The sequence below is a fragment of the Umezawaea tangerina genome, from assembly GCF_003002815.1.
GTDB classification, from domain to species: domain Bacteria; phylum Actinomycetota; class Actinomycetes; order Mycobacteriales; family Pseudonocardiaceae; genus Umezawaea; species Umezawaea tangerina.
Genome location: NZ_PVTF01000005.1, coordinates 304,090 through 330,528, shown reverse-complemented (window position 1 = coordinate 330,528; position 26,439 = coordinate 304,090). Strand labels below are relative to the sequence as shown.

Annotated in this window: 21 protein-coding genes and 1 pseudogene; 9 read left to right on the top strand and 13 right to left on the bottom strand. The window is 72.6% G+C overall.

The genetic code is table 11. The features are described from left to right. Positions 1-251 precede the first annotated feature (251 nt). The 5 genes from CLV43_RS19020 to CLV43_RS19000 all read left to right on the top strand — a co-directional run bounded on the left by CLV43_RS19020 (position 252) and on the right by CLV43_RS19000 (position 3,906). Positions 252-461: a hypothetical protein gene (locus CLV43_RS19020; RefSeq protein ID WP_106188547.1), complete on the top strand. Its 210-nt coding sequence runs from the start codon at positions 252-254 to the stop codon at positions 459-461. Between the two features lie 73 nt (positions 462-534). After that, positions 535-1,089, top strand: coding sequence for a MauE/DoxX family redox-associated membrane protein (locus CLV43_RS19015; protein ID WP_106188546.1), 555 nt, complete (start codon positions 535-537; stop codon positions 1,087-1,089). Continuing rightward, positions 1,089-1,640, top strand: a complete 552-nt coding sequence (locus CLV43_RS19010; protein ID WP_106188545.1) for a TlpA family protein disulfide reductase — start codon at positions 1,089-1,091, stop codon at positions 1,638-1,640. The genes CLV43_RS19015 and CLV43_RS19010 overlap by 1 nt, the downstream gene beginning before the upstream one ends. Continuing rightward, the gene (locus CLV43_RS19005) at positions 1,637-3,514 is read left to right on the top strand and encodes an ABC transporter ATP-binding protein (RefSeq protein ID WP_106188544.1); all 1,878 of its coding nucleotides are present in this window, start codon (positions 1,637-1,639) and stop codon (positions 3,512-3,514) included. The genes CLV43_RS19010 and CLV43_RS19005 overlap by 4 nt, the downstream gene beginning before the upstream one ends. Further along, a complete protein-coding gene (locus CLV43_RS19000) occupies positions 3,511-3,906 on the top strand; it encodes a S26 family signal peptidase (RefSeq protein WP_170155903.1) in 396 nt (131 codons plus the stop codon). Before CLV43_RS19005 ends, CLV43_RS19000 begins: the two co-directional genes overlap by 4 nt. Here CLV43_RS19000 and CLV43_RS18995 read toward each other — a convergent pair. The 4 genes from CLV43_RS18995 to CLV43_RS18980 all read right to left on the bottom strand — a co-directional run bounded on the left by CLV43_RS18995 (position 3,845) and on the right by CLV43_RS18980 (position 10,500). Continuing rightward, positions 3,845-6,646 (bottom strand): AfsR/SARP family transcriptional regulator, encoded by a 2,802-nt coding sequence (locus tag CLV43_RS18995; RefSeq protein WP_146174805.1) that lies wholly within the window; start codon positions 6,644-6,646, stop codon positions 3,845-3,847. The two genes, CLV43_RS19000 and CLV43_RS18995, sit on opposite strands and share 62 nt — an antisense overlap. Positions 6,647-6,781: 135 nt before the next feature. Continuing rightward, positions 6,782-7,762, bottom strand: coding sequence for an LCP family protein (locus CLV43_RS18990; RefSeq protein WP_106188542.1), 981 nt, complete (start codon positions 7,760-7,762; stop codon positions 6,782-6,784). Continuing rightward, positions 7,759-8,262 carry a SigE family RNA polymerase sigma factor gene (locus tag CLV43_RS18985; RefSeq protein WP_106188541.1) on the bottom strand — a complete coding sequence of 168 codons (504 nt, stop codon included), beginning with the start codon at positions 8,260-8,262 and terminating at the stop codon, positions 7,759-7,761. Before CLV43_RS18985 ends, CLV43_RS18990 begins: the two co-directional genes overlap by 4 nt. Before the next feature lie 165 nt (positions 8,263-8,427). Next, complete coding sequence (locus CLV43_RS18980) at positions 8,428-10,500, bottom strand: glycine/betaine/sarcosine/D-proline family reductase selenoprotein B (RefSeq protein WP_170155902.1); 2,073 nt, start codon at positions 10,498-10,500, stop codon at positions 8,428-8,430. Positions 10,501-10,570: 70 nt separating this feature from the next. Here CLV43_RS18980 and CLV43_RS18975 point away from each other — a divergent pair, with 70 nt between their 5' ends. Further along, positions 10,571-11,125 carry a CGNR zinc finger domain-containing protein gene (locus CLV43_RS18975; protein WP_170155901.1) on the top strand — a complete coding sequence of 185 codons (555 nt, stop codon included), beginning with the start codon at positions 10,571-10,573 and terminating at the stop codon, positions 11,123-11,125. Between the two features lie 36 nt (positions 11,126-11,161). On the opposite strand, the gene CLV43_RS18970 is transcribed toward CLV43_RS18975, so the two are convergent. From CLV43_RS18970 to CLV43_RS18955, 4 genes are all read right to left on the bottom strand, one after another. Continuing rightward, entirely contained in the window at positions 11,162-11,749 is a 588-nt protein-coding gene (locus tag CLV43_RS18970) for a GrpB family protein (RefSeq protein ID WP_211304416.1), read from the bottom strand. Between the two features lie 109 nt (positions 11,750-11,858). Beyond that, on the bottom strand, positions 11,859-15,017 hold the full coding sequence (locus tag CLV43_RS18965; protein WP_170155900.1) for a S8 family serine peptidase: 3,159 nt from the start codon (positions 15,015-15,017) through the stop codon (positions 11,859-11,861). 244 nt (positions 15,018-15,261) lie between these two features. Next, positions 15,262-16,941, bottom strand: a complete 1,680-nt coding sequence (locus CLV43_RS18960; RefSeq protein ID WP_146174803.1) for an EAL domain-containing protein — start codon at positions 16,939-16,941, stop codon at positions 15,262-15,264. Between the two features lie 337 nt (positions 16,942-17,278). Then, positions 17,279-18,391: a sugar ABC transporter substrate-binding protein gene (locus CLV43_RS18955; RefSeq protein ID WP_106188535.1), complete on the bottom strand. Its 1,113-nt coding sequence runs from the start codon at positions 18,389-18,391 to the stop codon at positions 17,279-17,281. 353 nt (positions 18,392-18,744) lie between these two features. Between CLV43_RS18955 and CLV43_RS18950 the strand changes: the two genes are divergently transcribed. Further along, positions 18,745-19,518, top strand: a complete 774-nt coding sequence (locus CLV43_RS18950; protein WP_106188534.1) for a maleylpyruvate isomerase family mycothiol-dependent enzyme — start codon at positions 18,745-18,747, stop codon at positions 19,516-19,518. A 132-nt stretch (positions 19,519-19,650) separates the two neighbouring features. On the opposite strand, the gene CLV43_RS18945 is transcribed toward CLV43_RS18950, so the two are convergent. The 3 genes from CLV43_RS18945 to CLV43_RS18935 form a co-directional block, all read right to left on the bottom strand. Continuing rightward, positions 19,651-21,852, bottom strand: coding sequence for a TOMM precursor leader peptide-binding protein (locus CLV43_RS18945; RefSeq protein WP_106188533.1), 2,202 nt, complete (start codon positions 21,850-21,852; stop codon positions 19,651-19,653). After that, the gene (locus tag CLV43_RS18940) at positions 21,849-22,217 is read right to left on the bottom strand and encodes a hypothetical protein (protein ID WP_106188532.1); all 369 of its coding nucleotides are present in this window, start codon (positions 22,215-22,217) and stop codon (positions 21,849-21,851) included. Before CLV43_RS18940 ends, CLV43_RS18945 begins: the two co-directional genes overlap by 4 nt. Positions 22,218-22,421: 204 nt before the next feature. Continuing rightward, the gene (locus tag CLV43_RS18935) at positions 22,422-23,411 is read right to left on the bottom strand and encodes an SDR family oxidoreductase (RefSeq protein ID WP_106188531.1); all 990 of its coding nucleotides are present in this window, start codon (positions 23,409-23,411) and stop codon (positions 22,422-22,424) included. 192 nt (positions 23,412-23,603) lie between these two features. Here CLV43_RS18935 and CLV43_RS18930 point away from each other — a divergent pair, with 192 nt between their 5' ends. After that, positions 23,604-24,473 (top strand): helix-turn-helix transcriptional regulator, encoded by an 870-nt coding sequence (locus tag CLV43_RS18930; protein ID WP_106188530.1) that lies wholly within the window; start codon positions 23,604-23,606, stop codon positions 24,471-24,473. A gap of 267 nt (positions 24,474-24,740) precedes the next feature. Then, a complete protein-coding gene (locus CLV43_RS18925; protein ID WP_106188529.1) occupies positions 24,741-25,292 on the top strand; it encodes an RDD family protein in 552 nt (183 codons plus the stop codon). A 40-nt stretch (positions 25,293-25,332) separates the two neighbouring features. Here the strand turns inward: CLV43_RS18925 and CLV43_RS49325 are convergent. Further along, positions 25,333-25,624, bottom strand: a pseudogene (locus CLV43_RS49325) (4-hydroxy-2-oxovalerate aldolase); the annotation flags it as partial. Then, entirely contained in the window at positions 25,612-26,352 is a 741-nt protein-coding gene (locus CLV43_RS18915) for a hypothetical protein (RefSeq protein WP_211304415.1), read from the bottom strand. The pseudogene CLV43_RS49325 and the gene CLV43_RS18915, both read right to left, overlap by 13 nt. Positions 26,353-26,439 lie beyond the last annotated feature (87 nt).

Below are 26,439 nucleotides of genomic sequence, written 5' to 3'. Positions count from 1 at the left end.
AAGCCTCGGACAAGCAGGCGCGCGGTCGCGCACCGCCCGACGGGCAGGACACGACCACCGAATCGGGACCCGAAGTCGTCGGCCGGGCCCGGCACCGGACTGGGGACCACGGGCCGACGACAAGAGCTTCTTGGCATCAAGGGCGTCCCGGAGCGTGTGCGCGACATGTGCGGGACCTGTGCGGCCGTGGGGGAGGGTTCGGTCGTCCGGGACGGCTTGTCCGTCCCCCGACCCAAGGAGGGACCGTCTTGATGGTCAAGAACCTCACCGACCGGATCACCCGGTTCGGCGACCGGATGCTGGTGAAGGTCGCCCCCAAGGCCAAGGCGGACGCCGCGTGCGGCGCGTACGTCTACTGCTGCGGCTGGAACGGGGTGTCGTGGGAGCTGGGGCAGTGGCGGCGCGACGTCGAGCACGGCGGGGAGTGCACGCCGTGCTACGCGCTGAACCTGCCTTGCTGACCTGCTGAGAACCGGCTGGGGGCGCCCGTTGCCGCGGGCGCCGCCCAGCCGCCGACGAGGGGGAGATGGGTCGATGGACCACCTCGGTTTCGCCTGCCGCTGCCTGATCGGACTGGTGTGCGGGGTATCGGTGATCGGCAAACTGCGCGGGCGCGCGGCGTTCCGGGAGTTCGCCGCCACCACGAGGGTGCTGCTCATCGCTTCCAGTCCGGTCAGCCGGATCAGCCATGCCACCGCCAGGGTCGTGGGCGGTGCGGTGGTGGCCGCCGAGGCATCCGTCGTCCTGCTCCTGCTCGTTCCCGGCGCGGGACGGATCGGGCTCGGTCTGGCCATGGTGCTGATGGCCGCGTTCGGACACGGCATCGCGGCGGCGATCCGGCGCGGTGTCCGCACGTCCTGCCGGTGCTTCGGTGCCTCGTCCACGCCGCTGGGCGCCCGGCACCTCGTCCGCAACGCCGCCCTGTTCCTGGTGGCGGCCACCGGACTGCTGATCGGACCGGTCGGCGACGCCGACCTGGCCGGACTGGTCGTCGCGGGCGGCGCGGCGGCCGTGCTCGCCCTGCTGGTCGTCCGGCTCGACGACCTGGTCGACCTGTTCACCCCCCAACTCTCGACGAGGCGGAACTGATGTTCGTACTGACCGCCGCGGTGGTCCTGCTCGGGGCACTGTGCGCACTGGACCTGTTGTTGACCTTCGGAGTCGTCCGGCGGCTGCGCGAGCACACCGCGACGCTGGAGGACCTGCTGAACCGCGGTGGCGCCGCGCCGATGGGGCCCGCCATCGCGGGTGACCTCCCGGCCGCGGGCAAGGAGGTCGGGCCGTTCGCCGCGACCACCGTCGACGGCGCGCCGGTCTCGCGCGAGTTGTTGCCCGCCAACCACGTCGCGGTGTTCCTGACCTCCGACTGCCCGAGCTGCAAGGACCAGGTGCCCGCGCTGAGGAGCTGGGCCGCGGCGCAGGACCGGGCGCGGACCGTCGTGGTCGTCGACGGCAGGCTGGCCGACCCCGCCGAGCTCGTCGCGGCCCTGTCACCGGTGGCCACGGTGGTCGTCGAGTCCGTCGACATCCCGGTCACCGAGGCGTACGGCGTGCACGCGTTCCCGTCGTTCGCCGTCGTCGCGGACGGCAGGGTCACCTACTCCTCCCTGGACTTCTTCCGACTCCCGGTCGCGGCATGAGCGCTCCCGCCCGCCGCAGGGGGATGGCGAAGGCCGCCGCGCGGATCACGGCGCTGGTCTGGCGCGCGGCCCCGGTCCACCTGGTGGCGTTCCTCGTGGTCACGCTGGTCGCCGCGGTGACGCCGATCGCCGTCGCCTGGTTCACCAAGCTGGCCCTGGACGAGCTCGTGACCCCCGGCCCCGTCACCGTCCTCATCGGACTCTCCGCGGGCTTGGCGGCGGTCGGTCTGCTCGGCGCGGTCGTGCCGCAGGTCGGCCAGTACCTGCGGGCCGAACTGGACCGGCGGGCCAAGCTGCTGGCCAAGGACGAGCTGTTCGCGGCCGTCGAACGGTTCGCGGGGCTGGCCCGGTTCGAGGACCCGGTGTTCCTGGACCGGCTGCGGCTCGCGGAGCAGAGCGCGAGCAGTCCCGGCCAGCTCGTGGAGTCGGCGTTCGCCGCCGGCCGCGCGCTGGTGACGCTGGTGGGGTTCGTCGGCTCGCTGGCGGTGGTCAACCCGTGGTTCACCGCGGTGGTCCTCGCCGCCGCGGTCCCGGCGTTCCTCCTGGAGCTGCGGCTCTCGCACCACCGGGCGGCGATGATCTGGCGGATCGGGCCCGCCCAGCGGCGGGAGTTCTTCTACACCAGGCTGCTCGGCTCGGTCGACTCGGCCAAGGAGATCAGGCTGCTCGGGCTCGGCGGGTTCCTGCGCGGCCGGATGAACCAGGAGATGCGGTCGACCCACGCCGCGCTGCGCCGGATGGACCGCCGCGAGCTGGTCGCGCAGGGCGCGCTGGTGGTGCTGGCCGCGGTGATCTCCGGCGGTGGGCTGGTGTGGGTGCTGCTCGCGGCCAGGAGCGGCCAGGTCTCGATCGGCGACGTGGCCATGTTCGTCGCGGCCGTCGCCGGTGTGCAGGCCTCGGTCGACGGGGTCGTCGGCGGAGCCGCCCGGCTGCACCAGCACCTGCTGGTCTTCGGCCACTACACCACCGTGATGGGCGCGGGCGCGGACCTCCCCTCACCGCCGGTGCCCGCCGCACTTCCGCCCCTGCGCAGGGGGATCGAGCTGCGGGACGTGTGGTTCCGCTACTCCGACGAGCACCCGTGGGTGCTGCGCGGGGTCGACCTGTTCTTCCCGCACGGCGCGACGACCGCGCTCGTCGGGCACAACGGCAGCGGCAAGAGCACCCTGGTGAAGCTGCTGTGCCGGTTCTACGACCCCACCCGCGGGTCGATCCACTGGGACGGCGTGGACATCCGGGACGTGCCCACCGCCGAGCTGCGCGACCGGATCGGCGCGGTGTTCCAGGACTTCATGTGCTACGACTTCGACGCGCACGACAACATCGCGGTCGGCGACCTGACCGCGCTGGAGGACCCGGTGCGGGTCGAGGCGGCCGCGCGACGAGCGGGTGTGCACGAGGCTGTCGCGGCGCTCCCGCTGGGCTACCGGACGTTGTTGTCACGGGCTTTCCTCACCCCGACGGAGGGGGAGGAACCGCAGACCGGGGTCGTGCTGTCCGGCGGCCAGTGGCAGCGCCTGGCACTGGCCCGCGCGTTCCTGCGGTCCGAGCGGGACCTGATGATCCTCGACGAGCCCAGCGCCGGGCTGGACGCCGAGGCGGAGCACGAGGTCCACAGTGGACTGCGGCGGATCCGCGCCGGGCGGACCAGCCTGCTGATCTCCCACCGCCTCGGCACGATCAGGGACGCGGACCGGATCGCCGTGCTGTCCGGCGGTGTCGTCGCCGAGCAGGGTGCGCACGCCGAGCTGATGGCCTGCGACGGCGTCTACGCCCGTCTGTTCGGTCTCCAGGCGTCCGGCTACACCGACGCGCACGCGCCACGTCCCGGTGGCGCGCTCAGCGGCGCCGTCGCCGTGGGACGGCCGTCGTGACCGCCGCCGTCGCCACCACCACGGCCGCCGTCGCGGTGGTGGCGGCGCTCTGCTGGCTGCGCGGCCGGTACGTGGTGGTCACCGTGCGGGGCGAGAGCATGACCCCGACCTACCGGCCGGGCGACCGGCTGCTGGTCCGCCGCACCCGGAAGGTGCGGCGCGGCGAGTGCGTGGTGTTCGCCGAGGCCCCGGAGCAGGCGCTCGCGCTGACCGCGGGCTGGATCGTCAAACGGGTCGTCGCCGTGCCCGGCGACGACCTGCCCGCCGGGCAGCTGGCGGTGCGCGGCGACAACCCGGAGCGGTCCTTCGACTCGCGGCACTTCGGCCCGATCACGACGGATCGGGTGCTCGGCGTGGTGCTGCGACCGATGCGGGCACCAGACGGCCGTTGACCCGGTCCAGGTGCGCGGCCACCTCGGCGGCCTGCGGGTCGCCGAGCTCGCGGAAGATGCCCAGCGCCTGCCGCCAGTAGCCGGTGGCCGCGGCCGCCCGGCCGACGTCCACCAGCGCGTGGCCGAGACCGGTGAGCGTGCGGGCGACTCCCCACCGGTCGCCGACCGCGGTGCGGATGGCCAGCGCGGTCCGGTAGTGCTCGACCGCGTCGCCGGGGCGGCCCGCCGCCCGGAACGTCTCGGCGAGGTTGTGCAGCACGATCCCCTCGCCGCGCCGGTCGCCCAGCCCGCGGCGGATCGGCAGCGCCTCCTCGAAGCACTCGACCGCCACGTCGAACGCGCCGAGCTTGCGGTGGGCCTCGCCGAGGTTGGACAGGCTGAGCCCTTCGCCCCACCGGTCGGCGGTCTGCCGGAAGATCACCAGCGCGGCCCGGTAGCGCTCGATCGCCTCCCCCTGGCGCCCGCTGTGGTTGGCCGCGGCGCCCAGGTTCTGCAACGTGACGGCCTGGCCGTGCCGGTCGCCGGTCGACTCGCGGATCGCCAGCGACTCGCGGTAGCAGTCCTGCGCCCGGTCCATCCGCCCGGTCTGCTTGTAGGCGATGCCGAGGCTGTTCAGCATCCACGCCTCGGCCTGCCGCGCGCCCGCCTCCCGCGCCGCGGTCAGCCCGAGCCGGTGGGTGGCGATCCAGTCCGGCCAGTACCTGCGCAGCTCCAGGAATCCGAACAGGACGACCGGCAGCTGCCAGGTCAGGTCGACGACCCCGTGGTCGGCGGCGTGCCGGACCGCGGCCACCAGGTTCGCCCGTTCCTGTTCGCACCAGGCCAGCGCCTCGTCGTAGCAGTCGAAGCCGACCGGCCACCGGTTCGGCTCGCCGGGGTCGAACCCGACGGTGCGCCGCCGGTGCGGGTCCAGCACGGTGGTGGCCGCGTCGGCCGTGTGCCGGTACCAGGTCAGGACCCGGCGGATCGCGGCCTCCCGTTCGGCCTCGGACTCCTCCGCGCCGGCCTTCTCGGCCGCGTAGTGGCGCAGCAGGTCGTGCAGGCGGTAGCGGCCCGGTTCCGGCTCGTCGACCATGCTGGCCGCGGTGAGCACGCCCAGCAGCGGTTCGGCGGCCTCGACGGTGGTGTCCGCCAGCGCGGCCGCGACGGGACCGGTCAGCGTCGGACCCGGCGCCAGCGCGAGCCTGCGGAACAGCTTGCGCGGCAACGGTCGCAGCGCGAGGTAGGAGTGGTCGAAGGCGAGCCGGACGGCCGCCAGCGGATCACCGGGCACCTGCAGGGTCGACAGCCGGTCGCGTTGGCGGATCCACTCCAGCAGCGCCCGCACGCTGTGCTGGGGCCGCGTGGCCAGCCGGGCGGCGGCCAGCCGCAGGGCGAGCGGGAGGTGGCCGCACAGCCGGGTCAGCTCGGCCACGGCGGCCCGCTCGGTGTGCACGCGGTCGTCGTCCAGGATCCGTTCCAGGAGCGTGGCCGACTCCTCCGGGGTGAACGGGTGCAGCGCGACCGGGTGCGCGCCGTCCAGCGCGGCCAGCCCCTCCAGCGTGTCCCGGCTGGTCACCACCACCAGGCAGCCGGGGGCGCCGGGCAGCAGCGGGCGGACCTGCTCGGCCGTGCGCGCGTTGTCCAGGACGACCAGGACCCGCCTGCCCGCCAGGTGCGAGCGGTACAGCGCGACCATCGCGTCCGGCTCGGTCGGGATGCGTTCGGACGGCACGCCCATGCCGCCCAGCAGCCGGTTGAGCACCTCGGCGGGGGTGCTCGGCCGGTCCGCCCCGTACCCGCCGAGGTCGATGAACGCCTGCCCATCCGGGAACCGCTCGGCGACCCGGTGCGCCCACTGCACGGCCAGCGCCGTCTTGCCCACCCCGGCGCTGCCGCTGATCGCGACCACGGCGACGGCGTCGCCGGTCCGCTCCAGCACCCGGTCCAGCCGGGCCAGGTGCTCCTCGCGGCCGGTGAACGCCGACACGGCCGCGGGCAGTTCCGCGGGAACGGCCCGTGCCCTGGGCAGTCCCGTCCCGGTGCCGCTCAGGACGTGCTGCTGCACCTCGCGCAGCCCCGGACCGGGCTCCACGCCCAGCTCCTCGACCACCCGGCTGCGGGTCCGCCGGTACACCTCCAGCGCCTCGGCCCGCCGCCCGGCCTGGTGCAGCGCCCGCATCAGCTGCTCGGCCAGCTTCTCCCGGAACGGGTGCTCGGCGACCAGCCCGCGCGACTCCGCGATGACCTCGTCGTGCTCGCCGAGCAGCAGCCGCGCCTCCAGGCACAGCTCGACCACGGTCAGCCTGCGCTCCTCCAGCCGTGCGATCTCGGTCTCCAGTGCGGGCCCGACCGGCAACCCGGCCAGGGGGACGCCGCGCCAGATCCGCAGGGCGCGGCCCGCCAGGTCCGCGGCGGCGGGCACGTCCCCCTGCCGCAGGGCCTGGCCCGCCCGACCCGCGAGGTCCTCGAAGGCGGTGTGGTCCACCTCGCCGTCCGCCGCCACGAGCCGGTACCCGTCCGGTGTGCTCACCAGCCGCTCGGTGGCGGGCTCGGCCAGCAGCCTGCGCAACGCCGCGACGTACGTCCGGACGTTCGACTGCAACGACGGCGGCGGCCGCTGCCACGCGGCCGCCGCCAGGTACTCCACCCCCACGACCTCGTTGGCCCGGATCGCGAGCGCGGCCAGCACCGCCCGCTGCCGTGGGCCCCCCAACCCCAACACCACCCCGCCGCGGCACACCTCGAGCGGGCCAAGCACGCGGAACTCCACCCTTCCCCCCGTTCTCCCCACACCGATGCTAGGCCGATCACGTCCCGGAGGGCCGGGGTCGGCGGAACGGGGAGGTCCGGTGCGTCGAGCGGGGGATGACCGCCGGGGCGTGGTGGCACGCCCCTAGTTCACGCAGTCACCGCCCGCAACGTCGGAGGGGCCCGAGGGTGTCGGGGACTCGGACTGGAAGCCGGTGACGAACGCGCGGACCTCCGCCGGGTTCACGGTGAGGGCGGTGCCGGACTCGGTGGCGGTCGTCCCCTCGTGCGGGACGGTCGCGGTCCGGATGTTCGCGTTCGGGAGCAGGGTGTTGACGAACGCGAGCAGGTTCCAGCCGGGGTCGGTGTGGACGCCGTTCCGGACGGCGTCGACCACGGCGGTGACCTTGGCCTGGTCGCGCAGGACGGCCGGGTCGAGGACCTTGGCCGCCAGCGAGCGCAGGAACGCCTGCTGGCGGACCATCCGGTCGAAGTCGCCGTCCGGCAGTCCGCGGCGCTGGCGGAGGAACGCCAACGCCTGGTCGCCGGACACGGTGGACCTGCCCGCGGGCAGGTCCACACCGGACAGGGACTCCTGCGCGGGGGCGGTGAGGCAGACCTCGACGCCGCCCACGACCGTGCTGACCGCGGCCACGGCCGCCAGGTCGACGGTGGCGTAGTGGTCGACGTGCGTGCCCGTGAGGCCTTCCACCGCGTGCACGAGGACCTGCGGATCGCTCGCGGAGCTGAGCGTGCCCATGCCCTGACCCGGCAGGTCGACCCACGCGTCACGGGGGAGGGTGACGGCGGTGATCGAGCCGTCCGCGCCGACACGGGCGAGGACCACCGAATCGGCGTGGCCCGCGGCGTCCAGGCCCGCCAGCAGGACGGTGCTGGGCTCGGGGGGCGTCGCCGCCTCCAGCGTCGCGGGACGCGGGGCGGGGGACGGCGCCAGGACCACGGCCGCGGTCACGGCGGCGACGGTGAGGCCGGCGACCGCGAGCAGGGCCAGCGGACGGCGGCGGGACCGCTTGGCGTGCAACGCGGCCAGCACCGCCCGCGAGTCGACCGCCTCGGCGGCCTCCGCGGCCACGGCCTCGCGGATGAGGGCTTCCTGCTCGGTCATCGCAGCACCTCCGACGGGCTGGTCTCGTTGACGCGCAACGTCTGCAGGGCTCGGGAGAGGTGGCTGCGCACGGTTCCCTCGGAACAGCCGAGGACCTGGCCGATCTCGGCGGTGGTGGCGTCCTCGTAGTAGCGCAGGACGATCGCGGCGCGCTGCTTGCGCGGGAGCACGGCGATCCGGGCGCGCATCGCGTCCCGTTCGGCGTGCCGCTCGGCGTGGTCGGGCACGGCGGGGGAGAGCACTTCGAGCGCGGCGTGCGTCGAGGTGACGTCGCGGCGGGCGCGCAGTCGGCGCCACGACAGGTAGTCGTTGGTCACCATCCGGCGCACGTAGAGGTACGGCGCGTCCATGGCGCCGATCCGGCCCCACCGGGACCGGGCGCGCACCAGGACGTCCTGCACGATGTCCTGCGCGAGGTGCTTGTCGCAGGTGATGGCGGTGGCGTAGCGCAAGAGCCGATCGAGTCGATCGGCGACGAACCGGTCGTAGCCGTCCCGCACGTCGTCCCCTTCTGTCGAGGTGGTTGCGTTGCGGTCGGGAAACCCCTCGACCGGGCCACAACGTTGAACCACCCCCTGGTGACCTGCGTCACGCCTGGTGGTGAGAGGTCTGTCGTGCTGTCAGGCCGACAGCACGACAGACCTTGCCCCCAGGACCGGACGTGCTCAGCTCCGGTACCGCTCCGCGATCCGCGCGACCGCCCCGGCTTCGGTCGCGTCCACCAGCAGGTCCAGCGCGGCGGTCAGGATCCGGCGCTGCTGCGCGGTGTCGTGCGGTGCGCCGAGCGCCGCGCCCATCGGGGTGTCGGTCGCCGCGATCCGGGGTGCGCCGAGCTGCGCGGCCACGGCGGGCAGCGACGCGATGATGACCGTGGGGATGCCGGCCTGCTCGACCAGTCGTTGCAGGACGACGGCGGAGCGGTGGCAGCTGCCGCACGCGCCGATCAGCACGACGGCGTCGACACCGGTCTCCTCCAGCCGCCGCACGAGCTCCGGGCCGGTGCGGGTCCTCACGAGCTCGATCTCCGTGCCGCCGCCCTGCATGGCGAAGTGGGTCGGGCTCACACCGCCGAGCACGCCGTCCTCGGCCAGCTCGCGGAGCCGGGCGAGGGGGAACAGGCAGTTGGGGTCGGCGTTGACGTCGCTGTTGTCGTAGCTGCCCGAGGCGAAGGTGAGCCCGTCATCGGTCGCCGTCGCGGGGATCTCCCGCAGGCTGTAGTCGGCGTAGGGCCGGAACGGCGTGTCGCCGACGGTGTGCGCACCCGCGGACGACACCAGCGCGACCACGGCCCCGGACAGCGGCCGTCCCAACGGGGCGAGCGGGGTCGGCGCGGTCGCGGAAACCGGTACCTCGCTGCGCATCCCCCCGGTCAGCGTCGGTCGGCCGCCGTTGTCCGCCGCCGCGGCCTCGACGAGCTCCTGGTTGGCGCGCGGCACTTCCGCGTCCCACGACCGGGGAGAAGGCAGGGTGTCCTTGCCGAACAGCAGCGTTTTCAGCATGGCGATCCCCCGGCGCGCGTCCATCGCGTCGGCGGTGTTCTCCCCGAGCACGTCGGACTCCTGGCCGTCGGCGGCCTTGTTCACCTCGACCAGCGCGTACATGTACTCGTTGCCGGACACCATGCCGCGCGCGGCCGACCAGCACACGCCGACGGTAGGCGTCCCGTACTTCGCGATCTCCTCGATCTCGGCGGCGAAGTCGATGTGGTTGTTGCCGAACCCCTCGGTGGCCACGACCACGCCGTCCACGCCAGCCGCGGCGACCATCGCGCCGACCCGCCGTGCGACGAAGCGCTTGTCCGCCTCCTGCGCCGGGCTGCCCACGACGACCACGCCGGTCAGCCGCAGGTCGGTGTCCTCGGCGAGTGCCTCGACGAGCGGGTCGCGGTAGTAGTGCAGCGTGGTCTCCTTGCTGGACGGCCCGACGCAGCACAAGGAGTGCAGCGCGCCGTCGCGCACCTCGTTCACCCGGAGCTGCTGCGGCAGGTTGCCCAGGTCGATCAGGGAGACGGCGCCGCGCACCCCGCCGGGCTCCGCGGGGAACAGCAGGTTCTCGTGCATGGCGCCCTGCCCCATGACCAGCTTCACCAGCGCGACGCGCGGGCCCGGTCCCGACGGCTCCTCCAGGGTGCGGCGGTCGGTGACGGCGGAGGGCGGGGCGTCGAGCAGTGCGCGGCGCAGCCGGTCCGCCACGACGTCCGCGGCCCGGTGGGCAGCCGCGGGCCCCGGCCGTTCCATCCGCCGCCCGGCCTCGATCGTGACCGCGATCCGGATGACCCAGTCGCCGGGGTCGGGCGTTCCGGGAGCGGCGTCCGCCATCCGCTCGGACAGCACCCCGGCGGAGTTGCCCGCCTCGCCGAGCTGCGTTCCACCCGCGTCCACCCCGGTCACCACCAGCACCACGCCAGTGGCCAGCCGCGTGACGCCCTCGCCGACGCCCCCGTCGACCTTCACCGCCAGCGGCACCACGTCGAGGACCGTGTCCGTGCGCACGTCGCGCTGACCAGGGGCGATGACGTCGACCGCCGCCGAGGTCACCAGCGGGACGGTGATGTCCGCGTCGACGTCCCCGGCGACGGTCAGCACGCCGTCGCGCAGCCCGGTCCGCTCGCCGCGCACCACCTCGTGGACCGCCACGAGCTCCTGGACCAGTGACGGCGGCGGCAGGACCTCGCAGTCGCAGTGGACCGGCAGCCTGCCGTGGGCCGGAGCGGGGGGCACAGTGGCGTTGGGGTTCATCCGCGCCTCCACGTCAGCAGTAAAATGACCGATGGTCATGACGGTAGGAGTCAGCGGCGTCAGGAGTCAAGTGAACATAGGTGCTTATGACGGCCGCGCCGTGCTCACGGCGGTCGACCTCGTCAACACCGGCGAGGCCGACTCGGGCCACGACGACCTGCACGACGTCGACCGGGTGGCGGAGCTGCTCGCACACCGCGGCTGGGTCGTGGCCGCACCGCTCTCGGAGGCCGACCTCGCGCGCCTGCTGCGCCACCGCGACACGATGCGGAAGGCCTTCGACAGCGCCACCGAGCACGAGGTGGTCCAGCTCCTCAACCGCACGCTCACCGAGCTGCGGGCCCTTCCCCAGCTCACCGACCACGACGGCGACTGGCACTGGCACTACGCGCCGCCGGGCGCCGGCATCGCCGACCGGGTCGCCGCCACCACCTCCGCCGCCCTGTTGACCCTCGTCGCCAACGGCGGCCACGACCGGATGCGCGGGTGCTCCGCGGACGGCTGCGCGAACGTCTTCGTGGACCTCTCCCGCAACGGGTCGCGGCGCTACTGCAGCTCGACCGCGTGCGGCAACCGCACCCACGCGGCCGCCTACCGCGCCCGCCAACGCGCTACCGGGTCCTGACGGGTCGACCGACCGCCGGAGCTGTTGTCGTTGCGCCTACAGCATTCCCGCCGCGCGGAAGAGCCGCTCGTAGATCGCGTGGACGGTCTTCTCCTTGCGCCCGTTGTAGTCCATGACGTTCCCGCCACCGGGGACCGCGGCCCGTTTCGCGTCCTCGTACCGGGCGCGGTCCTCGGGGTGGGCGCGCAGCCAGTCGCGGAACATGCGGTGCCGGACGAGCTCCGGGCAGTCCGGCCCGAACACGTGCAGGTTCGTCCGGGGGTCGGCCAGCCGCAGGAGCCGGTGCTGGTGCCAGGACGGCTCCCGGACCGTGAGGACGAAGCCGATCCGCACCAGCGCGGGGACGTACGCCTCCTCGTCACGGGGGTCGGCCACCGTCAGGTCGACGTCGATGACGTCCTTGGCGGCCAGCCCCTCCACGGAGGTCGACCCGACGTGGTCGATGTCGAGCACCACCCGACCGAGCGCGGCGCGGACCTCCGCCGCCACGGCCTGGTAGCGACGCGGCCACTCGGGCGTGTAGGCGACGATCGCGACCGGTTCCGGTGGCGGCGGCCCGTTCACCCAGGGGTTCTCGGACGGGTCGGGGTCCAGGGGGCGGGTGATCTCCTCGAAGGTGGGCACCCTTGCCAAGGTAGCGGTGCCCCGTTGAGGCGTCGATTCCTCGGGGCGCGGGCCGAGGCGGGGGTTCCGCCTCGGCCCTCCCTCCCGACGGGAGTCGTCGACAGCCGCCTCACCGCTCGCTGAGCGCGTACGCCCTGATCACGGTGACCTGCGAGGTGTTGCCCCTGCTGTCCTTCGCGGACGCGTGCAGGGACACGTGGCCCGGACCCTTCGGGTGCCGGAGCAGGGCGTGACCACCGCGCACCGGTGCCGCGGCCCAGGTCTTGCCGTCGTCGTAGGAGACGTCGACGGTGATCCCCCGGATCGCGCCGGCGCCGCTGTCGTCGTACTGCTGCACCTGGAGCGGCAGGGCGAAGAGCCCGCCACCGGGTACCGCCCCGGTGGCGTCGAGCTTCGGCGTGAAGCGGACCACGGACAGCGGGAGGGCGGCCGTGCCGTCGGTGTGCGCCGAGCTGAACTCCCACGCCGCTTCGACCCGCGTGCTCGTGCCCGCCGTGTCGGCACGGGCACCGGTGACGTCGAGCCGCAGGCGGGTGCGGTCGGCGGGCAACGGGTAGGTCCCGTTGGGACCCGCGGCGATCGGCTTGCCGGTGCCGACGTCGGTGAGCGTCATCGTCTCGGGCTCGGCCATCGGGACCGCGCCGCGGTTGCCCGCCGCGTCGCCGTACAGCAGCGGGTAGCCGGGCACCAGCGCGTCCCCGACGCGTCGCAGGTCGAACCCGTCGCCGACGCTCACCGCCGTCGGGCCGAGCACCGGCGTCATGGCGCTGGTCGTGGTGGTGCGCCCTGCCCGGAAGGCGGTGAACGGCGTCCACGCGGCGTGGGTCCGCTGCCAGGACTTGTCGTAGTCGAGGTAGGTGTAGCTCCACCGCGTGCCGCTGGAGCCGGGGGTCGCGTGCAGGAGCAGGGTGGTGACGCCGGTGATGTCGATCGCGGGACCGAAGGTGGAGCTGTGGTCGGACCGCGTGCCCGCCGACCACGGCTCGATGTAGGTGTGGCCGCCCTCGGGGCGAGGGGGCAGCGTGGTCTTCCGCAGCTCCAGCGCGGACGCCGTGACCGCCTTGTGGATCCCGTTCGGGACCTGGTCGGGCCAGTCCCAGCCCAGCGTGTAGAGCCCGTCGGCGCCCGAACGCCAGTGGGAGTCGATGTAGCCGGTCACCCGGCCGTCCGCGACGGCACCACCTGCCCGGCCCACGCGGAACGAGCGTCCGCCGCCGGAGAAGCCGCCGAAGGAGGCGAACTCGTAGCCCAGTCCGGCGCCGACGACCGAACCCCTGGCGCGCAGGGCGATCGTGCCGATCTGCTCGGCCGCCGCCGGGTCGTCCGGCAGCGAGATGTCGACCGGACCGGCATCCCTGGCGTCGAGGGAGACCTGCGTGTCGGCGGTCAGGTCGAGGTCGGCGTAGACCATCAGGCTGACCTCGGTGCGCGTGGAGATCGAGCCGGTGATGCCGTAGACGCCCTTGGGCAGCCGGATCGAGCCCTTGCCCTCGTCGTCAGTGACCAGGTCCAGCAGCGTCCCCGCCTGGTCGAGCCGGTAGACGCTGAGACTGGACGAGTCGGGTGCGCCCTGGGAGTCGAGGGTCGTGACATCGAGCCGGTACCGCTCGTCCTCGACGGTGAGCGCCACCGGGGTGCGCACCCGCGTGCCGCCGCCGGTCGCCACCAGCGCGCCCTCGTACTTGCCGTACTCCGTGGTGCCGCGGGTGTCCGCGGTGACGGTCGCCGTCGCCCGACCACCGGCCGGAACGGTCAGCGAGGTGGGGGAGACCGCGATGCCGCCCTGCGCCGCCGTGCCCTCCAGGGCGAGGTCGAGCACGACCGGGTCCGCACCGGTGTTGCGGTAGGTGACCTGCTCGACCACGGGCACGTCGTCGTCGTGCGGCCACGTCTGCACGCCGAAGGACAGGCTCGCGGGCTCCGCGTCGACGGACTGGGCGAGCGCCCTCGTCACGTCCACGCGCCCCGAGCCCTGGGCGAAGACGCTCAACCCCGCCGTCGGCTCGGCCGACCCCACCAGTGCGGACTTGAGCCGCGACCCGGTCCAGTCGGGGTGGCGCTGGGCGAGCAGCGCGGCGGCACCCGCCACGTGCGGGGTCGCCATCGACGTACCGGACATCGCCACGTAGCCGGGGTCGGCGACCGGCGTGCCGATGGTGCCGTTGGCCGCCTTCGCCGCCGCGATGTCCACACCAGGCGCGGTGATGTCGGGCTTGATGGCGTTGTCGGCGATCCGCGGGCCGCGGCTGGAGAACGGTGCGATCGCGTCCGCGGCGTCGACGGCACCGACGGTGAGCGCGGCGTCGGCCGAACCCGGACTCCCCAGAGTGGTCTCACCGGGCCCGGAGTTCCCGGCGGCGATCACGAACAGCGCGCCGCTCGACGCCGACAGGGCGTCGACCGCCTGCTCGATCGGGTCGGTGCCGGGGCTGTCGGACGGGGCGCCCAGGCTCATGTTGACGATGTCGGCGCCCTGGTCGACGGCCCACCGCATGCCTTCGAGGATCGCCGAGTCCTGGCAGTAGGTGCTCTCGCAGACCTTGCCGATGAGCAGTGCCGCGTCCGGGGCGACGCCGGTGTACTTGCCGCCGAGGCCCGCGCCGCTGCCCGCGATGATCGAGGCGACGTGGGTGCCGTGCCCGACCGTGTCGTCGACGCTCGGCTGCGAGGAGAAGTTCGCGGTCGCGGCGATCCTGCCCACCAGGTCGGGGTGGGACTCGTCGACACCCGTGTCGAGCACGGCCACCTTGACGCCGGTCCCGGTCAACCCCGCCTGCCAGGCGCCGGGTGCGCCGATCCGCGTGACGCCGGGCTGCGCGCTGAGCTTCTTCTTGCCGTCCAACCAGACCTTGTCGTGCCCGGCGACGAGCGCGTCGAGCGCGACGCCGCTCTGCGGACCGGCGGCCGAGAACTGCCCGCCCGCGCCCTCCACGATGACCGGTGTGGCGTCGGCGTACCCGAACTCCCGCAACGCGTCGACGTCGAAGAGCGCCTTGTCGAGCCGCCCCGCGGAGATGAGCGGCTGCGCGTCGTCCGGGATGACGTACCGGTGCCGCCCGGTCGTGGTGATCGCGAACATGGCGTGCTCGCGTCCCCGCGCGGGCACGATGCCGACCCCCGAGCGGGAGAACGTCACCCGGTCACCGGTGACGAGCGTGACCTGGTCGTCGGAACCGCGACCGTCCGGCGCCGCGGTGGTGGGCGGGGCGGGGGCGAGGGTGACCAGCAGTCCGGCGACCGCACCCAGCGTGGCCAGGCGTCTGCGCATGAAACGACCTCCGTGTCGACACCGTGTCACCGCGCGGCGGAGGCGGTGCCTGAAACCGAGGCGGCAGAACCGGGTCCTCGACCCGCCCTGCCCGTGGCGCCCACCCTGTGGGAGCGCTCTCATCCTGGACCGGGCGTCGAGAGCCTGTCAACCGAGGTCCGACGGGCTCGTAGGGGAGGGCACAAGCGGTGCGGTGTTCGGGATGTGAGCCGCGCGAGTCCGGGAGCGGTTCCCGTGCGTCGGGTCAGGTGCCGCGGAGCAGGTCCCGCACACCACCGGGGGTGAGGGGGGCGCCGAAGTGGGGTCCCTGGGCCGCGGCGACGCCCAGGCGGGTCAGTTCGCGTGCTTCGGTCTCCGTGCGCACGTCCTGGGCGAACAGGTCGCCGTCGAGGTTGCGCACCGCCCAGGACAGCATGCCGACCACGGCGGAGCGCACGAGTGGTGGGGCGGTGTCGTCCAGCCCGCGGACGACGGTGCCGTCCACGCGATGCCCGCTGATGGGCACACCGGTCGCGGCGAAGGCGTCGAAGCGGCCCCCTTCCCGCTGGTGGCGCAGCACCGACACCCCGTCGCCGGTCAGGATGTCCAGCTCCTCGACCTGCTCCGGGGTCAAGGACAGCAGCACGTCGTCCTCGACGATCAGGCGCAACCGGTCGGCGGGCAGGGCCGCGTCGGCGAGGAGGTGGCGGACGACCGCGACCAGCTCGGGTTCGCGGCACTGGTGCGAGGTGAGGCGGACGGCCACCAGGGGAGTGGTGTCGCCGAACTCCGCCAGCCACCGGCCCGCCTGCGCGCAGGCGTCGGCCAGCACCACCCGGCCCAGGCGGATGGCGTTGCCGGTGGACTCGGCGAGGTTCAGGATGGCGTCCTGCGACAGCGGACCGTGTTCGGGGTGGGCCCAGTGCGCGGACGCCTCCAAGGCGACGACCCGCCTGTGCGGCAGCGAGTGGACCGGGGTGTAGCGGGTGTCGATCTCGCCGTTCTCCAAGGCGCCCGCGATGGACGAGGCCATGGTGAACTGCCTGCGTTCGAGGGTGTCGCGCTGCGGGTCGTACAGGGTCCAGCGGGCACGCCCGTCCTGCCTGCTCCACCGCGCGGCGACCTCGGCCGTGCGCAGCAGGTCCGCGGCTGTGCGACCGCTGGTGCGCTGCACGCTTATCCCGGTGCTGACCGTCACGCCCACGCCCACCCCGTCGACGTAGACGGGTTCGGCCAGCGACGCGTCCACGTCCTCGACGATCCTGATGAGACCCAGGACGTCGTCGGGGCTGTCGACCACGAGGGTGAACTCGTCGTGCCCGGTGCGGGCGACCCGGCCGTGCGGCGCGCAGACCTCCACCAGGCGTGCCGCCACGGACTTCAGCAGGTGGTCGCCCGCGTCGTGCCCGAGGGCCTCGTTGACCACGTGGAAGCCGTCCACGTCGACGGTGACCAGTCCGAGGACGTCGGGGCAGCGGTCCAGCCACCGCAGGAGCTGGGTCCGGTTGGGCAGGCCGGTGACGAGGTCGTTGAGGCTCTGGCGGATCAGCGCCGCGCGCAGTACCGAGGTCTCCTCGGAGTTGATCACCACCACGGTCCTCAGGTCCGGGGACAGCGGGGCCACGTCGAGCACCACCGCCGTCGTGTCGCCGTCCGGACGGGTCAGCTGGGCGTCGGCGTGCAGGCGGTTCGCGCTCAGGTCGGCGTCGGTGGTGAACACCTCGCCGATGTGGACGCCGATCAGGGTGTCCGCCGGCAGGCCGACGAGGTCGCACAGCGCTCCGTTCACCTCCCGCATGGCGCCGGGGGCGTCGATGACGGCGAAACCCAGTGACGAGTGCGCGAAGTGCGCCTGGACGGCACCGGCCAGGGCGGAGTCGTCGGTCGTGCCGGTGCCGGTCATCCCTTGGCCGGGTGCGCCGGGCAACCGGGTGTTGTCGTGCACAGGCCTTGCTCCGGTCGGACGATGATCACCACAGCGAAATTAGGACCTGTACTCGGTTCGTGCACAACGGGACGACGCCTACTCCCATCGAAGGAAGCAGATTCACTCGAACGGCCTCATCTCCGTCAGTCGACCGCGATCAGGGAGGTGCGCTGAACCGGCAGGGTGATCACCCGCGTTGCGCATCGCGGCCTTGCCGGTCGACGCGCGACCGGGAAGCACCCAGGGGTACGACGACCCGCGGGCGCGAAGATCGTCATACCCCTGGGACGGCAATCCCGAATGTCCAGCGGCCGTCCGCAAGGCACCACTGGGGCGACGGAACCCGACCGCGGCGCTACTTGATCCCGAGCTCGGTGCAGATCGCGGCCAGCTCGGGGACGCAGACCTCGGAGGCCTTGACGGCCTGCGCGTCCACGACGGTCTTGACCTTGTCCTTGGTGATCAGCTGGGCGTCGAGGAGGACCGACTTGACGTCGCGGTTCGCGGTGGTGTCCTTGCTGACGTCGGTGGCGATCCTGTCGGCACCCGCGGTGTCGCCCTTGGCCAGCAGGGCGGCCAGCTTCGCGGTCGTCGCGGCCTCCTCCTTGACCGGCTTGAAGACGGTCATGTACTGCTCGCCGCGGAGCACGGCCTGGAGACCTTCCGGGGTGGCGTCCTGGCCGGTGACGGGCACCTTGCCGTTGAGGCCGAACTTCTTGAGCACGGTGATGACCGCACCCGCGAGTGTGTCGTTCGCGGCGACGACACCGTCGACCTTCTGGCCGTTGCGGGTCAGGATCTGCTCGAAGACCGTGCCGCCGATGACCGGGTCCCACTTCTCGATCGGCTGGGACTGGACCAGCTTCAGGTCACCCGCGGTGTAGAGCGGCGTGAGGACCTTCTCCTGGCCCTCGGTGAACTGCGTGGCGTTGTTGTCGGTCGGGGCGCCCTCGATCTGGATGACCTCCGCCCCCTTCTTGTCCTTCAACGCCGTCGACAGGGCCGTGCCCTGGAGCTCGCCGACCTTCACGTTGTCGAACGAGACGTAGTACTTCGACGAGCCACCGAGGTTCAGGCGGTCGTAGTCGATGACCGGGATGCCCTGCGCGTCGGCCTTGGCGGCCACCGCGGCACCGACCGAGGAGTCCGTCGAGGCGATGATCAGGACCTTGACGCCGTCGTTGATCATGCCTTCGGCCAGGGTGCTGAACTTCTGGTTGTCGCCCTGGGCGTTCTGGATGTCCGCGTCCAGGCCTTCGGCCTTGAGAGCGGCCGCGAGCAGTGGTTTGTCGAAACCCTCCCAGCGGGGGGAGGAAGTGGTTTCCGGGAGGATCACACCGACCTTCGTGCCGCCTGACGAGGTGCCGGTCGGGCTGGTCCCGTCGGTCGAGTTGTTCGCGCCGCACGCTGTCATGGTCAGGGCGAGGCCGGTGCCCGCGGCTAAGAGGACGAGGCTCCTACTACGCATCCGTCATCCTTTCGGACTGCACTGTTCGATAGCCGGAGAGAATGTTGTGGTGCACAACATATGCCGGCGGGCAGGTGGCCGGAACCGTGCTGAATCGGTGTAGAAAAGATGATGTGCAACGAAGGGATAACCGGCCGGAATCGAATGCGGCAAACGATGCAGCGAGGTCCTGTCGATTGCGCTGAATGGTTGCACGGTGCGGCATCCTGAAATCGATGTCGGCGTCGGTATTCCATTCCGGCCCCGAATTCGGGCAAGCGGTCGTCCCCGCGGCGACGGTCGGCCGGGCAGGGGATTTCACCTGATGCGGTGATCAGCGGAACAGATGGGTCCATCCGGGGGTTGAGCGTGCCATGACTGGACTCGTGGACCGCACGATCAGCGCCCTGCGCACCGAGCACGACGTGCTCGCCCATCTCGCCCGCGGCCTCGCCGACGACCGGTTGGCCGCACCCAGCGGTGCCGCGGAGTGGACCGTCGCCCAGGTCTACTCCCACCTCGGCAGCGGCGCGGAGATCGGCCGCGCACCGATCGCCTCGGCCGCGGGGGAGACCGTGGCGGCGGAGGACAACCAGGCGATCTGGGCCCGCTGGGACGCCTCCGCTCCGCGCGCGCAGGTCGAGGGTTTCCTGGAGCACAACGCCCGCTGGCTCGACACGGTCGAGGCGCTCACCCCCGAGCAGCGCTCGTCGATGACCGTCGACCTCGGCTTCCTGCCCGAACCTGTCCCGCTGGTGACCGCGTTGGGCATGCGGCTCAACGAGGTGGCCAACCACTCGTGGGACGTGCGCGTGGCCTTCGACCCGGACGCCGGGGTGGACGCCGACTCCGCCGCGGTGCTCCTCGACCTGCTGGCCGGTCCCATCGGCTTCCTGCTGGGCTTCGTCGCGAAGCCCGCCGAGCTGGCGAGCCCGGTGTCCCTCGCGACCGCGGGCGCCGCTCTGGTGATCGACGACTCGGTCACCGTCGTGGACCACCTCGAGGCGCCTTCGGCGACGCTCGACGGGCCGCCGGAAGCACTGGTCCGGTTGGTCAGCGGCCGCCTCAGGACGCCCTACGACAAGGGGATCACCGTCGAGGGCAACGTCACGCTCGACGACCTGCGCCGGGTGTTCGCCGGCTTCTGACGGGGCGACGGGCACCAGGAGTTCCCGCCCGGTGGTGGAAACCGCCGGACTCCCCGGTCATCGGGGGAGTCCGGCGGCACCGGGAGCCCGGCCACCACCACGTCGTCCCGGAGGTCGTCGAGCGGGCGGTGGTCAGAGGAACATCGGCATCGGGTTGAGGTCCTCGTAGGCGGTGGGCGTGGTCAGCCTGCCCAACCGCACCGGCACGTCGTACAGCCTGCCCGGCGCGAACCGCGCCCAGAAACCGCGCAGTCCCGGCACGATCACCTTCACCACCGGAAGGCCGATGTCCGGACGGGTCTGGTCGAGCACGAAGACCTCGAGGCCGGCCTCCTCCAGTCGCTTGTGGACGGTCCGGACGTCGTCGAGCAGGTCCGGGGAGCTGAGGTCGACGGGGGCGGGCGTTCCCAACGCCGGATCGGGCAGCAGGTGCGGTTGGTTCTCCACGGTCGCCTGCTCGAGCCACCGCCGGAAGTCGGCGTCGTCCCAGCCCCGACCGTCGATGACCGAGGGCATCATCTGGTTGAGCTCGGTCAGGGCGCGGCGGACCGCCACCGCCGGGTCCAGGTGGGCGCCGAACCCCATCATGACGTCCTGGCGCGGCTGGTCGGTGCGCCGGGACAGCGCCACCACGGTGGGCACGCCGATGTCCGAGGTCAGGTCCAGCGCCCACACCTCCCGGCCGAGCTCCGCGTGCACCCGGCGCGCCTGCGCGATCCACCCGTCGTCGACCGCGTCGAGGTCCACCGCGGGCTGGCGCGTGCGGTTGTACCACCACAGCGCGACCGCGTCGCGCTCGACGACCTCCAACATCCCTTGCAGCACAGCGTCCTCGAGCGACGAGCCCGCGGCGTTGCCGTTCGAGTCGGCGGTGAACTGCTCGTGCGGAGCCGTGGTGAAGTAGAGCATGGCGGTGGGGAGCAGCCGGTGCCGCTGCCGGGTGAGCGACCACACGGGCGTCCAGTCGAACTCGGCGTCCTCGTCGAACGGGGCGCAGACGTACTGGAAGCCGGAGTGCTCGGCGTTCCACCGGGCGCGGTCGTGCTGCTGGCGCCGGTCGAACAGCTGCACGGTGTCCGGGTGGATCGCCCGGTCGCGCAGTGAGCGGAAGCTGCCGCGCACCCGCTCCTCGTCACCGTCGGCGTGGCCGCTGTGCCGCTCCAGCGCTTCGCACAGCGCACCCACCTCGGCGTGCAACGGGGTGACGCCCTTGCCGCCGTTCTGCGACCGCAACGCCGAGCGCAGGTGCGCGGCGCCGCGGTTGCCCAGCGCGGTGTTCGGGCCGGAGCGGAACGAGTTGAAGAACGCCGGTCCACGCCTGTCCTGGCTGATGTCCTTGACCACCCCGGTCAGCGGGCTCACCAGGTGCCGGTAGGTGTCGAGCACCTCCTGCGGCGTGGCCGAACGGTGTCCGCCGCCGGACGTGTGGGTCTTCGGTCGGGACCGCAGCAGCACCGGGCGCCGCGTGCGTTCCCGCACCAGTTCGGTGTCACCGCAGGACGCGCACTGCGGACGCGCCCTGACCTCGTGGCGCCTGCCGGTCAGGTCGCGGCTGTCGAAGGTCCACAGGGTGCGCTGCCCGTCGTGCCGCAGTCCGGCCAGCCACTTGGCGGCCTCCAGCGCGACCAGGTTCAGCGCGACAGCGGTCAGCGGGCCGAACGCGACAGCGGGCCGTGCCACCGCGTGCGCCAACCCGAGCGAGTCGCGCACGTGGGCCTCGGCCGGCCGGTTCGCCCACAGCCTGGTCGCCAGGCAGTGCCAGCATGGCCCGTCGCCGGGGGTGAAGACCGGCCCGAGCCACACCCGCGTGCCGACGGTCTTCGCCAGCAGCCAGGGTCTGACCTCCGCGCGGTGCTGTTCGTCCACATCAGACAGTGAGGCCGCGAGGTAGTCGTCGCACAGCACCACGGACAGGTCGGCGTCCTCGTCCACCAACGACAGCCCGGCGGACCGCAGCGCGTCGGCGGCGGGGCCGAGGTCGACGCCGACCGCGGTCAGGGAGACGCGGTTCAGCGTGGCGGGCGCCACGCCCACCGAGTCCCAGTAGGCCGACGTGGAATGGTCGATGTCGGGTTCACCGGTGGGGCGCAAGGCGACCAGGCCGGCTTCCGCCAGCTCGGTGAGCAGCCCGGCCACGTGCTCCGGCTCGGCGGAGGCGGGCAGATCCCGGCGCAGCCGTGCGAGATCCCTGGTCCCGTCCAGCAGGGGAGCCAGTTCCTCCAGGTGGGGGCCGCGCAACGCGGTGGTGTCCTCCTCGGAGAACACGTACACCGCGTCGCCCGGCACCACCTCGGCACGCAGGTGCCGCTTGAACCCGATGTGCGGCCCGGTCACGCCACCGGCGAGGTGGTGCGGCAGACGGAGGCGAGCACGGGCTCGTGCGCGCTGCCGCGGCAGGTACCGGAAGCCAGGACCGGGTCGTGCGCGCTGCCGCGGCAGATGGAAGCGAGCACCGGCTCGTGCGCGTTGCCGATGCAGATACCGCAAGCCAGGACGGGGTCGTGTGCGCTGCCGCGGCAGTTGCCGCCGCAAGACAGGACCGGGTCTTGCGCCCTGCAGATGCAAGTACCGCCGCAGGGCGGGATGGGGCCGTGTGCGGCCCGCTCGGACGAGGTGTCGAAGATGTCGATCACCAGGCCGGTCGTGCGGGTGGTCGCGGCGCCGAAGGATTCGGCGAGCGCGGTCGCGAAGTCGTTCATGGAAACTCCCCCCGAGTCGTGGTCCATGTCCTCTCCACCATGCCGCAAACTCGGCGATCTGGCCAGCCCCTCTTCCGGTGGTCCACTGTGGATGGTGGTGGGCTCCGACTTTCGTCGGCCGCTTGACGTGGGCGGACTGGGCTGCGCGAAGGGGTGCTGAACGGCGGCGCCCTGCCGACGCGCACCGCCTCCTGGTCACCGCGGTCAGCGAAGGTCCGGACCTGTCCGCCCCGTGCCGGGGCGGGCGTCCTGGTCGGTCGCGAACGAGGTCCGGGTGAGCTTCTCGGAGACCTGCCAGACGCGTGCGGCCTCGTCCTCGCCGCGAAGCCGTGAGTAGACCTCCTGTTCGGCCGGTGCCCCGCCCAGGTGCCCAGGACCGCTGGGACCGTAGAGGCGGCCGCCGCGTGCGTCCGGTGAGGTCGCGGCCAGCAGGGCGGGCAGCACCGCGGTCTCGACGGTCCCGAGGACGATGCCGCGGTCGGAGAGGAAGCGGATCACGCGCCTGGCCGCGGTGTCCCGTTCCCGACCGACCTCGGGGCGCGCGGCGAGGAGGTTGGTGGGGGCGACGCCCGGATGGGCGAGGTTGCTGGTGATGCCCCAGCCTCCGGCCCGGCTGCGCCGATCCAGCTCGAGACCGAACAGGCCGAGCGCGATCTTCGACTGGCTGTAGGCGTGCTGTCCGCTGTAGGAGCGCTCCCAGTTCAGGTCGTCCCAGTTGACGGCGTTCCGGTTCGCGCTGATGCTGATCTGCGAGGTCACCCGCGCGCGGCCACGGCGCAGCAGGGGCAGCAGGTGGGCCACGAGGGCGAAGTGGCCCAGGTGGTTGCTGCCGAACTGCAGCTCGAACCCCTCGGTGGTGGTCTGCCTGCTCGGCGGGGTCATCACGCCCGCGTTGTTGACCAGGACGTGGATCGGCCGGTCCTCACCGCGCAGGACGTCGCCCAGCGCGGCGACGGAGTCCAGTGAGGACAGATCGAGGTCCTGAAGGGACAGGACCGCGTGCGGGTGCTGCTGCTTGATCCTCGCGACCGCCGCGGCACCCTTCGCGCGGTTGCGGACGGGCATGACGACCTCGGCGCCCGCGGCGGCCAGCCGGGCGGCCAAGCCCAGCCCGACCCCGTCGCTGGCGCCGGTGACGACGGCGAGCTTCCCGGAGAGGTCGGGAACGGTGATGTCCGGTCGTGTGCGGGCCACGTTCTGCTCCTGGTGCCTAGGCTGGCTGGGTGTTCTCAGGCTGCCCCTGACCTCGGGCGATATCCACGGCCTCCCGATCCTAGGCAGACCGGGCCCGGTTGGCCGTGACACGAAAGGGGGATCGGCGGGCCGAGGCAAGCCGTCCCGTCCCGGTGGCACGATGGGGCGGACCGGTGCAGGGAGGGAGCAGTCGTGCTGGATCGAGTCGGGCTCGCGGGGTTCCTCCGTCGTCGCCGGGAGTCACTCCAACCCGAGGACGTCGGCCTCCCGCGCGGGCAACGGCGCAGGACCGCCGGTCTGCGCCGGGAGGAGGTCGCCGCGCTCTGCCACATCTCCGCCGACTACTACAGCCGACTCGAGCGGGAGCGCGGACCGCACCCCTCCGAGCAGATGATCGCCTCGATCGCCCAGGGGCTGCACCTGTCCCTCGACGAACGCGACCACCTGTTCCGCCTCGCCGGGCACAACCCGCCCCCGAGGGGCGCGGCGGGCGAACACGTCAGTCCCGGTCTGCTCCGCATCCTCGACCGGCTCACCGACACCCCGGCCGAGGTCGTCACCGAGCTCGGCGAGACGCTGCGGCAGACCCCGCTCGGCGTCGCGCTCACCGGCGACACCACCCGCTACACCGGCCCGGCCCGCAGCCTGGGCTACCGGTGGTTCACCGACCCGGCCACCCGCGCCCTCTACCACCCCGACGACCACGCGCTGCACTCCCGCGTCTTCGCCTCCGGCCTGCGCTCGATGGTCACGCTCCGCGGACCCGGCTCACGGGCCGCCCACCTCTCGGAGCTCCTGCTCGCCCGCAGCGACGACTTCCGCGCGGCCTGGAACGAGCACGAGGTCGGCATCCACTACAACGGCACCAAGCGCTACATCCACCCCGAGGTCGGCATCCTGGAACTCACCTGCCAGACCCTGCTCGACCCGGAGCAGTCCCACATCCTGCTCGTCTACACCGCCGTCCCCGGCAGCGAAAGCCACGAGAAGATGCAGCTCCTCTCCGTCATCGGACCACAACACCTCACCCGCCGGGCACCACCGAGCTCCCGACCGCGCTGAAGGGTTCCGGGCGGACGCACCACGTCGGACCACTCCTGCACGCGGGTGCTCGTGCGGTGCGGTCCACAGTGGACTGTTGCATCCGGGTGGAGCACACCGAGCACGGGACGGGTGTGGTCGGGGGCAGGTGGCCGATGGTGGTCATCGGTTCTCCAGAGGCCGAGCGATACGCTGGTTCACCACGCTCGACGACGGTGGCATGAACACGCCACGGAACCCGGAGGAAGTCGTGACCTCTAGCGCGTTCAGGATGCCGAGGACGTCGCGGTGACCGTGTCCGCGGGGTTCGCGCCACCCAAGTCGGACACCGCCCGGTCCGGCGTGGTGCCAGGACGACTGGAAGCGCTCGCTCGGCGAACGTCCCAGCACGTGCTGGACTCGGCGCTGGCCATCGGTCTCGGCTTTCTCGCCGGGCTGCTGGTCGGAGTGGTCGTCATCCCCCTGATGAAGTGGGGTGTGGTGCCGCCACGCGCGATCCTGTGGGCGCCGACGATCACCTTCGTCGCGGTCGCGTTCGTGTCCCAACTCCTGATCGACATATGGGTGCCCTCGCGCCGTCACGGCGTCACGCCCGGCATGCTGGTGATGGGTTTGCGGGTGGAGAAGGTGGACGGCGGCGAACCCAGCATCTGGGACTACCTGATCCGCTCGTTGCTGTTCGCCGTCGACGGCACGCTGCTCGGCCTGGTGGCCGTGGTGAGCATCCTGGTGACCAAGCGCCGTCAACGCGTCGGCGACCTGCTGGCCCGGACCGTGGTGGTCCGCGTGGGCGGTTCGACTGGGGTGGTCGAGCCTGGATCGCCCGCGAGTCGGAGTTGACCGCGGTCGAGGCGAAGGCACGTTGTGCTCGGGCGCACCCGGCGAGCGCCCCGGTCGGCGAGTTGCCCGCGCCCGCTCCCAGCGCGCACAGCGACCCGTCGATGTGGCGAACCCCGTTCTCGTAGGCGAGAACAAGATCCTGGCCTGCGCCGCCAGGTTCTCCGGCGATGTGCCGTGCGCCATCACCAGGAAGCCGGCAGTCTCCATCCCGAGGTCGCCCGCGGCCCCGAAGTGCTGGGGGAGACGTCGGCCTCGGTGCAGTGGGTGGCGATCCGGACCATTCCGGCACCCGCCTCGTGCGCACGCTCGAGTTGAGCGGTCATGCCGTCGCCTCCAGCTTCGCGGTGGCCATGAGTTCCCCGATCCGGGCCGCCGCGGCGGTCATGATGTCCAGGTTCCCCGCGCAGGGCGGCAGGTGGTCGCCGTTCCCCTCGACCTCGAGGAACACCGCCACCCTGGCGTTGCCGTCCCAGTCGAACCGCGGCTCGGCGCGCAACGCGTAGTCCGGCACGTACTCCTGGACCGCGGCGACCATGTCGTGGATCGACGCTGTGACGGCGGCGCGGTCGGCATCCGTCAGGATCGCGCAGAACAGTTCGACTGCCTGGATCCCGGCCTCGGCGTAGCGGGGCGCGTTCACCAGATGAGCCTTGGCAGAAGTGGACTCGAACACGGGTTGGGGCAGCGGATCCTGCCGCAGCGGCCTGTCGTACGGCACTTCCTGCCCGTCGTCGTAGTGCACGTCGGTGAAGAGCACGCCGAAGTAGCGCCGGTCGACGCCGATCTGGCGCTGCACGGCGGCGGAGGTCGAACCGACCTTCCGCCCACCTGCCGGGGCGCCGGCGGCGGGTCTGCGCCCGGTCAGGACCTGCTGCACCCGGTGGGCCGGATCGATGTCGGACGACCCGACCAGGTCGGAGACGGGGTCGCGGGCGACGCCCGTGGTGTCCGCGCGTTCGAGGCGACCGGCTGCGGCAACCGGTCCTGCCGGTGTGGCGAATCGTTGCCACGCATGGGTTTGCGGGATCCCGGCGCTGATGTCCAACCAGGTGAGCGGCATCACCCCCGCGAGTGACGTGGCGGGTGCGGATCAGCGTCGATGTCCATCGGGTATCTCCAGCGCCGGCAGAGGTATTGGACCCGGTCG

Excerpts from the sequence above, each read along its gene's own strand:
- CLV43_RS19020 (WP_106188547.1), top strand. The coding sequence starts at position 252 with ATGGTCAAGAACCTCACCGACCGGATCACCCGGTTCGGCGACCGGATG.
- CLV43_RS19015 (WP_106188546.1), top strand. The coding sequence starts at position 535 with ATGGACCACCTCGGTTTCGCCTGCCGCTGCCTGATCGGACTGGTGTGC.
- CLV43_RS19010 (WP_106188545.1), top strand. The coding sequence starts at position 1,089 with ATGTTCGTACTGACCGCCGCGGTGGTCCTGCTCGGGGCACTGTGCGCA.
- CLV43_RS19005 (WP_106188544.1), top strand. The coding sequence starts at position 1,637 with ATGAGCGCTCCCGCCCGCCGCAGGGGGATGGCGAAGGCCGCCGCGCGG.
- CLV43_RS18990 (WP_106188542.1), bottom strand. The coding sequence starts at position 7,762 with ATGACCGAGCAGGAAGCCCTCATCCGCGAGGCCGTGGCCGCGGAGGCC.
- CLV43_RS18980 (WP_170155902.1), bottom strand. The coding sequence starts at position 10,500 with ATGAACCCCAACGCCACTGTGCCCCCCGCTCCGGCCCACGGCAGGCTG.
- CLV43_RS18965 (WP_170155900.1), bottom strand. The coding sequence starts at position 15,017 with ATGCGCAGACGCCTGGCCACGCTGGGTGCGGTCGCCGGACTGCTGGTC.
- CLV43_RS18955 (WP_106188535.1), bottom strand. The coding sequence starts at position 18,391 with ATGCGTAGTAGGAGCCTCGTCCTCTTAGCCGCGGGCACCGGCCTCGCC.
- CLV43_RS18950 (WP_106188534.1), top strand. The coding sequence starts at position 18,745 with ATGACTGGACTCGTGGACCGCACGATCAGCGCCCTGCGCACCGAGCAC.
- CLV43_RS18940 (WP_106188532.1), bottom strand. The coding sequence starts at position 22,217 with ATGAACGACTTCGCGACCGCGCTCGCCGAATCCTTCGGCGCCGCGACC.
- CLV43_RS18915 (WP_211304415.1), bottom strand. The coding sequence starts at position 26,352 with ATGCCGCTCACCTGGTTGGACATCAGCGCCGGGATCCCGCAAACCCAT.